The organism is Bradyrhizobium sp. 35 (assembly GCF_023073215.1).
Lineage (GTDB): Bacteria > Pseudomonadota > Alphaproteobacteria > Rhizobiales > Xanthobacteraceae > Bradyrhizobium > Bradyrhizobium canariense_D.
In genome coordinates, this window is record NZ_JADPJC010000168.1 from 1 (window position 1) to 12,529 (window position 12,529).

The window sequence follows — 12,529 nt, forward strand, 5'->3', positions numbered from 1 at the left end:
GGAGTCGATCGACAAAGCCACTCGGTCCTTGCCGCAGCGGGCGAGCGCTTCAAAGATCGCCTGCCAATGTCCGCGCTTAGCCCAGCGATTGAACCGATTATAGATCGTCGTGTAAGGGCCATAGTCGGACGGGCAATCGCGCCAGCGTGCGCCGCACTGGAGCATGTGAATGATACCGCTGATAATGCGTCGATCGTCTTGGCGCGCCGGGCCGGTCTGGTTCGTTGGCAGATGCGGCTCTATCTGAGCCCACTGCTTGTCGTTGAGCCAGAACAGTCCTTTGCGCATCGAAGTCCCCCGTGCCGAATCAACTTGGCACGAGGGAATCAGAACTCGCTAATTAGGTACAGACCCTAGTCCATTGGGTGGGCTGAAGGTCAGCCAGCCAGCGAACCCTAAAATCCCAAGAAGCAAGATCGCGACAAGAAATCTGAACATTTTTAGAGCAAGACGCATGCGTCCCTTTAGGTAAATCCAATCAGGAGGCCGCACCTAGGCGAGCGCACAAGATATTGCGCGCAGATCCTGACATGCACCTGACGTCCCGGTTTGCCGTGGTTGTTTGGTGGACCGAGGATGTTGGCAGTCTTACCGAGACGATGAGAGATGCAAATCGACGCGAGGTCTGCTCTGGGTCACAAACCGCCGATCACGCCCAAGGTTAGGAGGCTTCCGCTTTGCGCTGGCAAGCCAACGTTTATGAGTACACGTCCAAGCCTGCCCGCCTGCCCTTGCGCATCGTCGCCAGCACGATGTCGGCGGCGAGTACGCTCGGCGACTTGTTGCCGGTCGACATGATCGTATCGAGCTGCGCGAACGCTTCCACCTGCTGTCGGCGCAACGGTGAATCGGTCAGAAGCTGCGTGAGCGCGGGCGCTAGCTTCTCCGGCGTGCAGTCTTCCTGCAGGAACTCCGGGATGACATCCTTGCCGATCACGAGATTGGCGAGGATCACCGAGGAGACGCGGATCGCGCGGCGCAGGATGAAGGCTTCGATCGCGCCGACGCGATAGGCTGTCACCATCGGAATGCCCGATAGCGCGAGCTCCAGCGTCACCGTGCCGGATTTTGCCAGTGCCGCGCGCGCGATGCGGAAGGCAGCGCGCTTCTCGTTCTCGCCGACCACGATTTGAGGCTTGACCAGCCAGTTCGCGATGCCTTCGCGGATGGTGGTTTCGAGATGCGGCATGGTCGGCAGCATCAGCTCGAACGCGCGGCCTTCGGTCTGCAATCGGCCGAGCGTCGCGCCGAACACGTCGAGATGGTGCCTGATCTCGCTGCGGCGGCTGCCGGGCAACACCAGCAAGACCGGCGGCTCGCCGTCGCGGCGCGCCTGCTCCTCCGCGTTCGGCCGCAGCGAGGGCAATTGCTCGATCAGGGGATGGCCGACATAGCTGCATGGCGGCCCGCCGAGCTTGCGGTATTCCTCCGGCTCGAATGGCAACAGGCCGAGCACATGGTCGACATAGCCGAGCATGGTCCGCGCCCGTCCCGGCCGCCAGGCCCAGAGCTGTGGCGAGACGTAGTCGACGATCGGGATCGCCGGATTGCGCGTCCGCACGCGGCGGGCGACACGGTGGGTGAAATCGGGGCTGTCGATGATGACGAGCGCGTCCGGCGCGGCTTCGGTCACGGCCTCCGCGGTCTCGCGGATCAGCCGCAGGATCTTCGGCAATTGCTGCACGACCGCGGCGAAGCCGACGATCGAGAGCTGCTCGATCGGAAACAGCGTCTCGAGCCCCTGGCGCGCCATGGTGTGGCCGCCGACGCCCACGAACTGCACGCCGTCGCCGAGGCGCTGGCGCAGCACCTTCATCAAGGCGCTGCCGAGCCGGTCGCCGGATTCCTCCGTGGCGATCAGGAATATCTTGCGCTTGGGATCGCGACCTTGCATCACGCCGGCAGGCCGATGACGAAGACATATTTGGCGTCGGCGAGCGCGATCATCGCCTCCGGCTCGGCGGCGATGGTGTTGCCGGCAACGACGGCGATGCCGGCCAGCCCTGCGGCGGCGACGCCCTCGAGGGTGCGCGGGCCGATCGTCGGCAGGTCGAAGCGCAGATCCTGCCCGCTCTTTGGGACCTTTACCAGCACGCCCCGCCCGGTGGCGGCGCGGATGCGGCCCTCTTCGCGCAGGCGCGCCACGCGCGCGAGCAGCGCATCGGTGCCCTCGATGTCCTCGACCGCCACCACATGGCCGTCGATCACGACCGCGGCCTGGCCGATGTCGAACGGACCAAGCGCGGTCAGCACCGCGCGTCCGCGCTCGATGTCGGTCTTGCCGGTGTCGCTCGGCCAGGCGCGGCTGATGCAGCCCTCGGGCATCAAGAGGTCGGGCGCGACATCTTTGATGCCGACCATGCGAAAGCCGCCCTGCTCGAGAATGCGCCCGACGCCGGACAACAAATGATCGTCGCCGCCACGGAAGGCGCGGATGACATTGCCGAGCAGCCGGAGCGTCGTGAAGTCGACCCGGACCTCCGAGAGCGAAGGCCGTACCAGCGTGCCGATGAAGATCAGCTCGCGGCAGCCCTCCTCGCGAAACAACCGCATGGCGCGGCCGAGCTGGCCGACCGAGATCCAGCGATGACGGAATTTCTCTACCCGCGCGGGATCGCAGGCTCCTCGAAGCGGAAACAACACCGGCGTGATGCCGCGGGCGGCGAGCGAGTCGGCAACCGCGAACGGCATCGCGCCGCCGCCAGCGACGACGCCGACCGGCGATGAAATTTCCGAAGCCGCCGATGTCATGCCCGGGGCCATTCCATCATCACTTCGCGATGGCGGGAAGACAGAGCGGGCGCTTGCCCTTGCCGATGAAGTCGAGGATTTCGCCGATCGCCGGATCTCCACCGGCGAGCGGCCGCGCCGCCTCCAGGCGTTCGGCAAAGGTAGCGGGGCCATGGAAGAGCTTCTGGTAGAACGCGCGCACGGTCACAAGCCGCTGCTTGGTGAACTTGCGCCGCTTCATGCCGATCAGGTTGAGGCCTTCGAGCACCGCATATTGGCCGTTGACCAGCCCATACGGGATGACGTCGTCGCGCACGCCGCAGACACCGCCAACCATCACATAGGGGCCGATGCGGGTGAACTGATGCACTGCGGACAGGCCGCCGATATAGACGGCGTCACCGATCTCGCAATGGCCGCCGAGCGTCGCCGAGGTTGCGAAGATCACGTTGTTGCCGACCATGCAGTCATGCCCGACATGACTGTTGTTCATGAAATAGCCGTCGTTGCCGACGCGCGTCAGGCCACCGCCCTTGATGGTGCCGACATTCATGGTCGCACCGTCGCGGATGGTGCAGCCCGAGCCGATCTCAAGCTTCGTGGGCTCGCCCTTGTAGCTGAGATCCTGGGGCGCCCCGCCCAGCACCGCGAACGGCGAGATCACGCAGCCATCTCCGATCGAGGTGTGGCCGATGACGGTGACCTGTCCGATCAGCTTGCAGTTATTGCCGATCGCGACATGCGGGCCGATGATGCAGAAGGGGCCGATCTCGGTGCCCTCGCCGATCACGGCGCCGTCCGCGATCCGTGCGGTGGGGTCAATCTTACTCATCAAGCAATCTGACTCATCAAGAAGGTCTGATTAGGTGTTGAAGTCGCTCGGTTTTCCGCTGGTTAGCGCGACTATGCCCGATCTGTCCAGTGACGTATGATCTCTCCGTGTTTCAAGTGCCGGATGAGGCAGCCTTCCCGGGTCATCAACAAGTTCACGCGGAGCTTCAGGTATCGTGGTCAGGGCCCTGGCACTTCTCCTCGCACAGCTCGCCGCCGCGCCGATCGTCTCCGAGACGATCGAGACCGCCGAACACCGCCCCATCGACCTCGCGACGTTCGAGTGCCGCGACATCAGCCGCAGCACGGTGCTTCAGCGGGTCTGTTACGACCGTGCGCAGCAGGCCCTCGTCGTGGCCGTTGAAGGCGTTTATGACCGCTATTGCGGCGTACCGGTCGACACGGTCGAGCGCCTGCTGGGCGCACCGTCCATGGGACAGTTCTTCAACCAGAACATCAAGCGCGAGGTCAGCGGCGGCCGGTACGCGTGTCCTGCGCGCGAGCGCATCCAGAGAAGTTGATCCCGCTCAGTCGGTCAGCATGGCGCCGACGTCGGCCTCCGCAACCACCTGGCCGTTGACCTTGGCGTCGCCGTGAAACCACCACATGGCCTTGCGGCGGCCGATCGAGCGCATGTGGTATTCGATGGTATCGCCGGGCAGCACAGGCTTGCGGAACTTGCACTTGTCGATGGTGAGGAAATAGACCGCGCGCGGCTTCTCGGTGCCTTCGACCGACTTGATGCCGATCACACCCGCGGTCTGCGCCATCGCTTCGATCATCATGACGCCGGGATAGACCGGGCGATCGGGAAAGTGGCCCTGGAACGGCGGTTCGTTGAAGGTGACATTCTTGATGCCGATGCCGCTGTAATCGGTGCGGATGTTGATCACGCGATCGATCAGCAGCATCGGAAAACGGTGCGGGAGCGTTTGCAGGATCATGTTGATGTCCACAAGCTCGAACCTGACCGGTGCTTCGTCCGTCACTCCCGTTCCTCCTGCTTCGGATCGGCCTTGCTGTCGCGCGCCAAGCGCTCGACCGCCAAAATTTCCTTGAACCACTGCCTGGTCGGCTTGGCGAAAAAACCACCCCAACGTCCGTTGGGAGGAACGTCGTCCTTGACGCCGCTCATGGCAGTCACCTGAGCTCCATCCCCGATCTTGACGTGATTGTTGATGCCCACCTTCGCTCCCAGCGCCACGTTGTCGCCGAGCGTGAGGCTGCCGGCAAGGCCGATCTGGGCTGCCAGCAGGCAGTGCCGGCCAATGGTCACATTGTGGCCGATCTGGACCTGATTGTCGATTTTGGTCCCCTCCCCAATTACCGTGTCGCGCAAGGACCCGCGATCAATCGTGGTGCCGGCGCCGACTTCCACATTGTTTTGGATCAGCACGCGCCCGGTCTGGGGCACCTTCAGATGGCCCTCGGGGCCGAAGAAGATGAAGCCGTAGCCGTCCTGGCCGATCGAGCAGCCGGGGTGGATCAGCACGTCGTTGCCGATCAGCGCGCACTGGATGGCGGTGCGTGCGCCGACATTGCAGTCCCGGCCGATCTTGACGCCGGGGCCGATCACGGCCCCCACACCGATCACCGTGCCGCTGCCGATCTCCACGTCAGGGCCGATCACGGCCAGGGGATCGACGATCACGCCGTCCTCAAGCCTGGCGGTGGGATCGATGATGGCCGACGGCGCGATGCCGTCGTTGCCGGTCCAGGATTGCGGCCGGAGGGCGTCGCCATGCCACTCCCGCGCGATCCTGACGAAGGCGCGAAACGGCTGTGGCGCCCGCAGCACGGCGACATGCGCGGGCACCCGCGCCTCGAAGCGTGGGCTCACCAGGCAAGCACCGGCCTTGGTCGCCTTGAGCTCATCGGCATATTTGAGATTGTCGAAGAACGTCAGGTGCATCGGGCCGGCTTCGTCGAGCGAAGCAAGACCCCTGATGATTTGGCCGCCCCTGGCGGGATCGACCAACTCCGCCTTGGTCAGCGTGGCGATGTCAGCCAGCGCTGAGGCGGGCGGCTGTGTGAAGAAGGTCGGCTGCGCCATTCCACCCCGTCGCGGTCCGGCTTCGGCATGAAGCGGCCAAGCCGCATCATGCCTCATCTCCTGGATTGGCACGATCCCTTTCGGAAACCGGCTCCGGTGGTCCGGATCGTGCCGTGCTGTCCGAATTAGAACGAGGTGCCGCCGCCGAACCGGAACTCCTGCGTACGGTCGTTCTTGCCCTTGGTCAGCGGCACGGCGTAGTCGAAGCGCAGCGGACCGAACGGCGAGGCCCAGATCAAGCCGACGCCGACCGACGACCGGACCGCATTGCCATTGTCATACACCAGGCCGGTGCAGGTTCCAGCCGAAGCGGGATTGACGGTCGACGGCGTGCAGCTCGAATTCTTGGTCGTGGTCAGTTCGTTGGTCACCGACCACGTCGTCGGTCCCTGATAGTCGAACAGTCCGCCGGCGTCGGCGTAGACGGCGCCCTTCAGACCCACTTCCTTCGGCAGGAACCAGAACGGCATCTGCAATTCGAGCGAAGCACCCCAATACTTGGTGCCGCCAAGCGCGTCCTGCGTACCGAAGGGGTTCAAATCGCGCGGTCCGATGCCGTTCGGGGCAAAGCCGCGGACGAGGTTCGGGCCCATCTGGAAATGATCGAGCATGCGCAGATCGCTGCCCATCTTGTTCAGCATGCCGCCCTGGAGGCGAACGAGACCGACGATATCGGAGACCAGCGGAGTGTAGTACTTCGCGTCAACCACAGTCTTCAGATAGGAGACGTCGCCGCCGACGCCGGCGAAGTCCTGCCGGAAATCGACCAGCAGACCGTCGGTGGGGTTCTTGTTGTTGTCGAGCGTGTTGTAGGTCAGCGTGTAGCCGAGCGCCGAGGTCAGGGTCTTGCCGTTGGCAAGCTCCTTGCGGACCGGCAGCGAGGCCTCGCCGTCGCTGTAGCAGCCGAGGCCGTTGGTCGAGGGAGCCAGAGGAATACCACTCGCCGCGGAGAAAGCCGGGCTTGGATTGAATGCCGGATTCGGAGTGACACCGTCGGCAAGGAACTGGTTGTTGTTACAGTTCGCGAGGTACGACGGCAGCGTGATTTCCTGCCGGTAGATCGAGTAGCGCACCTGCAGCGACAGATCTTCACGCAGGGAGAAACCGAGGCGCGGCGAGAAGCCGAGCGTCTTGGTGCCGTAGGAGATGTAGCTGTTGGACCTCTGCTCACGCTGATAGAGGTCGAGACCCAGCGCGACCCGGTAGTCGAGCAGATAGGGTTCGACGAACGACAGCGAGTAGCCGCGGGCATACTGGCCGTAGGTCACCGCCGCCTTGGCGAACAGGCCGCGGCCGAGCAAATTGCGTTCGGAAACCGAGACTTCGGCCAGCGCGCCGTCGGTGGTGGAATAACCACCCGAGACCGAGAAGTCGCCGGTCGATTTCTCTTCCATGTCCACGAGCAGGATCACGCGGTCGCTCGACGAGCCGGGCTCCGTCGTGATCTTCACGCTCTTGAAATAGTCGAGGTTCTTCAAGCGGCGCTCGGCACGGTCGACCAGCGCGCGGTTGTAGGCATCGCCCTCGGAGACGTCGAACTCGCGACGGATCACGTAGTCGCGCGTGCGGGTGTTGCCGCGAAGATTGATGCGCTCGATATAGGTGCGCGGACCCTCGTCGATGTTGAACACGACCGACACGGTGTGCGCCTCGAAATTGCGGTCACCGCCGGGACGGACCACGGCGAAGGCGTAACCGCGACGCGAGGCCTCGATCTGCATCTCCTCGACCGACTTCTCGACCGATTCGACGTTGTAGAGCGAGCCGACATTGACGCGCGAATAGTTGCGCATCGAGGTGGGATCGAAGTTGGGAATGCTGGAGCGGAAGTCGATCGAGCCGACCCGGTATTGCGAGCCCTCCTCGATCTTGAAGGTAACGTTGAAACCCTTCTTCTCCGGATCGTATTCGGTGAGCGCGGCGACGACCTGGACGTCGGCGAAACCGTTCTTGAGATAGAAGCGGCGGATCAGGTCGCGGTCGGCCTCGACCCGATCGGGATCGTAGATGTCGCTGCTGGCGAGGAAGCTCAGCAGGTTGGATTCGTGCGTCTTGATGACGTCGCGCAGGCGGTAGGACGAGTACGCGTTGTTGCCGACGAACTCGATCGACTTGACGCCGGTCTTGGCGCCCTCCTCGACCGTGAAGACGAGATCGACGCGGTTGTTCGGCTGCTCGATGATTTCAGGCGTGACGCGAACGTCGTAACGGCCGGAGCGGCGATAGATTTCTGCGATTCGCAGGGTGTCGGACTGCACCATGGCGCGGGAGAAGGTGCCGCGCGCCTTGGACTGGACTTCACCGGTGAGCTGCTCGTCCTTGATCTTCTTGTTGCCCTCGAAGGCAATGCGGCCGATCACCGGGTTTTCCACCACGGAGACGACGATCTGGCCACCGGCCCCGCGGTTGATCCTGACGTCCTGGAACAGGCCGGTCTCGATCAACGCCTTGAGGCCATCGTCGATGGCACCCTGATCCAGGCGACCGCCGGGACCCGGCTTGAAGTAGGAGCGGATCGTCTCCACCTCGACCCGGCGATTTCCTTCGACGGAAATCGACTGCACGGTCTGAGCAAGCGCAGACGAAGACACAAAGGCAGCCCCAACCGGGGCAAGCACCGGCGCGCCGAACATGATCAGGGTTGCGAGCAAGCCCCCCCGGAGTCGCAGTCCAAACTTCATTGCGCAACGCGCCCTTATCATTCCGTACCAGACCCAACCCCAACGCCGGTCTGGAGATTCCCCAAGTTCAAGCCGCTTGTAGACAATTTCACCGACGCCGCAAACGGTCGAGCGCGCCGTAATTTCATTTTCATTCCAAGACGTTGCCCAAGAGCAACGCCCGGGACGCCACAAAAAAGCCCCTATCAGGATGCGGCCATTCGCAGGATGTCGTTATAGGTCGCAAACACCATCAACATCAGCACCAAGCCAAGCCCGATTCGGAATCCCATCTCCTGAGTCCGCTCGGACAGCGGCCGACCACGGGCGACCTCCGCTGCATAGAACATAAGGTGACCGCCATCGAGCAGCGGGATCGGGAACAGATTCAGCAGGCCGATCGACACCGAGAGCACCGCGCAGAGGTTGATCACGAACTGGAAGCCGGCGCTGGCCGCCTGCCCCGACATCTTGGCAATGCCGAGCACGCCGCTGACCTCGTTCGGGTTGCCGTTCCCGACGAACAACGAGCCCAGGAACTTGAAGGTGCTGGTGATAATGAACCAGACCTGCTCCACCCCGATCTTGAGCGCTTCGCCAACGCCGACCGGCGACGTCGAGGCCTCCCCGGCCTGAGACTTGTGTTCGACGCCGAGCACGCCGAGACGGTGGCTGTTGCCGAAGGGATCCTTGCGCTCGAGCAGCGCCGGCGTCGCGGTCAGCGACACGATGGCACCGTCGCGCTTGACCTGGAAGGCAAGCGGCGAACCAGCATTCATCGCAACCATGCGCTGCATGTCGGCAAAGCTTTCGATCGGCTTGCCGTCGATCTGGACGACGACGTCGCCGATCTTGAAGCCGGCTGCCGCCGCAGCGCCATCGGCGACGACACCGTCGACGCGCGCAATCGTGCTCGGCTTGCCATAATACAGCGCCATGCCAGCGAAGATCAGCGCGCCCAGGATGAAATTGGCGATCGGTCCGGCGGCAACGATGGCGGCGCGCGGGCCGACCTTCTTGTGATGGAAGCTGCCGGCGCGCTCCTCGGCCGTCATGGCCGCAAGCTTCTCGGACGACGGCGTCGAAGCCTCGCTCTCGTCGCCGAAGAACTTGACGTAGCCGCCAAGCGGGATCGCCGAGATCTTCCAGCGCGTGCCATGGCGGTCGTTGAAGCCGACCAGCTCAGGTCCGAAACCGAGCGAAAAAGTTAACACGCGAACGCCCGCCCAGCGCGCGACCAGGAAATGGCCGAGCTCATGGAAGAACACGACGATGGTCAGGACGAACAGGAAGGGAACCGCGTAGCCGAGGAGCCCATGGCTCAACGTATTGAAACTATGGACGAAAAAGTCGATCATCGAATTCCCTCATCCAGTGCCGCAAGGCCCTGGCCCCGAACCATCTAGGATGCCTTTAAGGCAATTTGAGGCAATAGGGCGGCAGCCCTATTTCGCGCAACATGGTCAACAGCGATTGCATCGTCCGCTGACGTCAGCGGCGCCTGGTTCCCGCTGCGGACCCAGTCATCCAGCGTCTCCTCCACCAGCCTGGCGATCGCCCCGAACCGGATCTTGCCGGCGATGAAGGCGGCGACCGCGACCTCGTTGGCGGCGTTGTAGACCGTGGTCGCCCCCTTCCCGGTCCGGAGAGAATCGAAGGCCAGGCGCAGCCCGGGGAAGCGCTCGAAATCTGGCGCCTCGAAGGTCAACTGGCCGATCTTGGCCAGATCGAGCTTGGCGGCCGGACCCTTGATACGGTCGGGCCAGCCGAGGCAATGCGCGATCGGCGTGCGCATGTCGGGTGAGCCGAGCTGGGCCACGACCGAGCAATCGGAGAACTCAACCATGCCGTGGATGATCGACTGCGGATGAACGAGGACGTCGATCTCGTCGGGCGAGAGCGCGAACAGATAGGAGGCCTCGATCACCTCGAGCCCCTTGTTCATCATCGAGGCGGAATCGATCGTGATCTTCTGGCCCATGCTCCAGTTCGGATGCTTCAGGGCTTGCGCGAGTGTCGCCTGCTCGATGTCGGCAGGCTTCCAGGTGCGGAAGGGGCCGCCGGAGGCCGTGATGATGACACGGACGAGCTCGTCGCGATTGCCCGAGGCGAGCGCCTGGAACAGCGCATTGTGCTCGGAATCCGCAGGCAGGATACAGGCGCCCGCTTTCGCCGCGCGCTGCATGAAGAAATCACCAGCGCAGACGAGACATTCCTTGTTGGCGAGCGCGACATGCGCGCCGCGATCGACCGCCGCCAGTGCCGGCTTCAGCCCGGCCGCGCCACTCACGGCGGCCATCACCCAATCGGCCGGACGCGCGCCGGCCTCGATCACCGCGCTTTCACCGGCGCCGCATTCGGTGCCGGTGCCCGCGAGCGCAGCCTTGAGTTCGGCAAACTTGGAGGTGTCGGCGATCGCAACGAAGCGCGCGGAAAACTCCTTCGCGAGCTTTGCCAGCGCCTCGACATTGCTGTTCGCCGTTAGCGCCTCGACACGGTAGCGCTCGGGAGAGGCGCGCAGCAGATCCATCGTGCTGTCGCCGATCGAGCCGGTGGCGCCGAGAACCGTGACGCTGCGGACGCTCGATGCCGCAGCCTTGTTGTTACGCAATGGAACCGCGCTCATATCTTCACCAAACCATAAGACCGCTTCCGGCGCTATGCACACCATGGCGGAGGAAGCCGATAATCCATGCCACCAGGATGGCGGCGACAAAACCGTCCAGACGGTCCAATAGCCCGCCATGGCCCGGAATTAAGTGACTGGAATCCTTGACATCGAAGCGCCGCTTGACCGCGGATTCGAACAGATCGCCGCAGGCCGACACGATTGAGAGGACCGCGCTGACGAGCAGCAATGGAACTATCTTTCCAACCCCGCAAGCGGCAAAGGCGACCGCGACCAAAAGGCTCGCGGCAAAGCCGCCGAGCGCCCCTGACCAGGTCTTCTTCGGGCTCACGCGCGGCCACAGCTTCGGTCCGCCGATGCCGCGGCCGGCGAAATAGCCGCCGATATCGGTCGCCCACACCACGAGCAGCACGAACATCAGCGCGGCGAAGCCGTTCACGAGATCCTTCCGCAGCAGGATCGAGGCGAGTAGCGCCGCCGACGCATAGGCAAATCCGGAGGCCGCCCAGACGAACTTGCCCCGCGCGATCACCGTCACGACCGCCCCGCCAATCAGGCCGGTGATGATTGCGGTCTTCAGCGCGCCGAAGGCAACGCACAAGCCCATCGTGGCGATGACGATCGTCCCCGCCCCGGTCAGCGCGGTCGAGCCTGCGCCAACCACCATCAGCCATTCCGCGAACAGTCCGATCGACACCAGGGTGACGAGAAGCGCCCACAGCCAGCCGCCGGCATAAGCGAGCGCAATGGCGAGCGGCGCCAGCACCAGCGCCGCGAGGATTCGCATCACGAGATTGCTCGGGGCAGGCTGAGAGCCGGCCGGTGCGGAGTTGGGCTCGCTCACGAGGCGGTTTTCGCGACCAGGCCGCCGAAACGGCGCTCGCGCCTGGCGAATTCGGCGATTGCGCCTTCCAGCGCCGCCTTGTCGAAATCGGGCCAGTGAATCGGCACGAAGACAAGCTCGCTATAGGCGGCCTGCCACATCAGGAAGTTGGACAGGCGCTGCTCGCCACTGGTGCGAATGATGAGATCGGGATCGGGAATGTCGGGCGCGTCGAGATGCGCCCCCAGTGTCTCGGCATCGATCGTGTCGGGACTGCGCCGGCCCTCGGCGACTTCCCGCGCGAGCTTCTGCGCCGCCTTCGCGATCTCCTGCCGGGAGCCGTAATTGAAGGCGACGACGAGCGTGAGGCGCGTGTTATCGCGCGTCAGTTCCTCCGCCTCATTGAGAAGTGCGCAGATGTCGCCCTCCAGCCCGTCCCGCTCGCCGATGATGCGTACCTTGACGCCGTCGCGATGCAGGCTCGCCAGATCGTTGCGGATGAAGCGGCGCAACAGGCCGAACAGATCGCCGATCTCGCTCGCCGGACGCGACCAGTTTTCCGAGCTGAAGGAGAAGATGGTGAGATAGCGGATGCCAAGCTCATGCGACGCCCGAACCACGCGACGCAGGGCCTCCACGCCGCGGCGATGGCCCTCCGCCCGTGGCAAGCCGCGCGCGGCCGCCCAACGTCCGTTGCCATCCATGATGATGGCGACATGCGCAGGCGCATCGGACCGATCTGGTCCTTCCGTTGCGGGCGCGGCGGCGTTGGACATGAGGCTGCCTTAAAGCATGATCCGGAC

The 12,529-nt window shown here is 64.0% G+C and carries 12 protein-coding genes; 1 reads left to right on the forward strand and 11 read right to left on the reverse strand.

The window, feature by feature from the left end; all coding sequences use genetic code 11:
* The 4 genes from IVB36_RS38585 to lpxA form a co-directional block, all read right to left on the reverse strand.
* Positions 1–288: transposase (locus tag IVB36_RS38585; protein WP_247391693.1), on the reverse strand; the 288-nt coding region annotated here is incomplete at its 3' end.
* Between the two features lie 409 nt (positions 289–697).
* A complete protein-coding gene (gene lpxB / locus IVB36_RS38590; protein WP_247394979.1) occupies positions 698–1,897 on the reverse strand; it encodes a lipid-A-disaccharide synthase in 1,200 nt (399 codons plus the stop codon).
* Positions 1,894–2,751, reverse strand: coding sequence for a UDP-2,3-diacylglucosamine diphosphatase LpxI (gene lpxI, locus IVB36_RS38595; protein ID WP_247394981.1), 858 nt, complete (start codon positions 2,749–2,751; stop codon positions 1,894–1,896). Before lpxI ends, lpxB begins: the two co-directional genes overlap by 4 nt.
* Before the next feature lie 19 nt (positions 2,752–2,770).
* Complete coding sequence (gene lpxA / locus IVB36_RS38600) at positions 2,771–3,562, reverse strand: acyl-ACP--UDP-N-acetylglucosamine O-acyltransferase (RefSeq protein WP_247394984.1); 792 nt, start codon at positions 3,560–3,562, stop codon at positions 2,771–2,773.
* Between the two features lie 175 nt (positions 3,563–3,737).
* On the opposite strand from lpxA, the gene IVB36_RS38605 reads away from it, so the two are divergent.
* Positions 3,738–4,082, forward strand: coding sequence for a KTSC domain-containing protein (locus IVB36_RS38605; protein WP_247394987.1), 345 nt, complete (start codon positions 3,738–3,740; stop codon positions 4,080–4,082).
* A 6-nt stretch (positions 4,083–4,088) separates the two neighbouring features.
* On the opposite strand, the gene fabZ is transcribed toward IVB36_RS38605, so the two are convergent.
* The 7 genes from fabZ to IVB36_RS38640 form a co-directional block, all read right to left on the reverse strand.
* Positions 4,089–4,550, reverse strand: coding sequence for a 3-hydroxyacyl-ACP dehydratase FabZ (gene fabZ / locus IVB36_RS38610; RefSeq protein ID WP_007610868.1), 462 nt, complete (start codon positions 4,548–4,550; stop codon positions 4,089–4,091).
* Positions 4,547–5,614, reverse strand: a complete 1,068-nt coding sequence (gene lpxD, locus IVB36_RS38615; protein WP_085353279.1) for a UDP-3-O-(3-hydroxymyristoyl)glucosamine N-acyltransferase — start codon at positions 5,612–5,614, stop codon at positions 4,547–4,549. Before lpxD ends, fabZ begins: the two co-directional genes overlap by 4 nt.
* 125 nt (positions 5,615–5,739) lie before the next feature.
* On the reverse strand, positions 5,740–8,295 hold the full coding sequence (gene bamA, locus IVB36_RS38620; protein WP_026232862.1) for an outer membrane protein assembly factor BamA: 2,556 nt from the start codon (positions 8,293–8,295) through the stop codon (positions 5,740–5,742).
* Between the two features lie 185 nt (positions 8,296–8,480).
* Positions 8,481–9,632, reverse strand: a complete 1,152-nt coding sequence (rseP, locus tag IVB36_RS38625) for an RIP metalloprotease RseP (RefSeq protein WP_027567151.1) — start codon at positions 9,630–9,632, stop codon at positions 8,481–8,483.
* Positions 9,633–9,676: 44 nt separating this feature from the next.
* The gene (dxr, locus tag IVB36_RS38630) at positions 9,677–10,900 is read right to left on the reverse strand and encodes a 1-deoxy-D-xylulose-5-phosphate reductoisomerase (protein ID WP_247394990.1); all 1,224 of its coding nucleotides are present in this window, start codon (positions 10,898–10,900) and stop codon (positions 9,677–9,679) included.
* A gap of 4 nt (positions 10,901–10,904) precedes the next feature.
* Complete coding sequence (locus IVB36_RS38635; RefSeq protein WP_247395099.1) at positions 10,905–11,690, reverse strand: phosphatidate cytidylyltransferase; 786 nt, start codon at positions 11,688–11,690, stop codon at positions 10,905–10,907.
* Between the two features lie 53 nt (positions 11,691–11,743).
* Positions 11,744–12,502, reverse strand: a complete 759-nt coding sequence (locus IVB36_RS38640) for an isoprenyl transferase (RefSeq protein WP_007610887.1) — start codon at positions 12,500–12,502, stop codon at positions 11,744–11,746.
* Positions 12,503–12,529 lie beyond the last annotated feature (27 nt).

Bases quoted from the DNA above. Each gene is read 5' to 3' on its own strand.
- lpxA (WP_247394984.1), bottom strand. From the start codon at position 3,562: ATGAGTAAGATTGACCCCACCGCACGGATCGCGGACGGCGCCGTGATC.
- rseP (WP_027567151.1), bottom strand. From the start codon at position 9,632: ATGATCGACTTTTTCGTCCATAGTTTCAATACGTTGAGCCATGGGCTC.
- IVB36_RS38640 (WP_007610887.1), bottom strand. From the start codon at position 12,502: ATGTCCAACGCCGCCGCGCCCGCAACGGAAGGACCAGATCGGTCCGAT.
- dxr (WP_247394990.1), bottom strand. From the start codon at position 10,900: ATGAGCGCGGTTCCATTGCGTAACAACAAGGCTGCGGCATCGAGCGTC.
- IVB36_RS38635 (WP_247395099.1), bottom strand. From the start codon at position 11,690: ATGCGAATCCTCGCGGCGCTGGTGCTGGCGCCGCTCGCCATTGCGCTC.
- lpxI (WP_247394981.1), bottom strand. From the start codon at position 2,751: ATGACATCGGCGGCTTCGGAAATTTCATCGCCGGTCGGCGTCGTCGCT.
- lpxD (WP_085353279.1), bottom strand. From the start codon at position 5,614: ATGGCGCAGCCGACCTTCTTCACACAGCCGCCCGCCTCAGCGCTGGCT.
- bamA (WP_026232862.1), bottom strand. From the start codon at position 8,295: ATGAAGTTTGGACTGCGACTCCGGGGGGGCTTGCTCGCAACCCTGATC.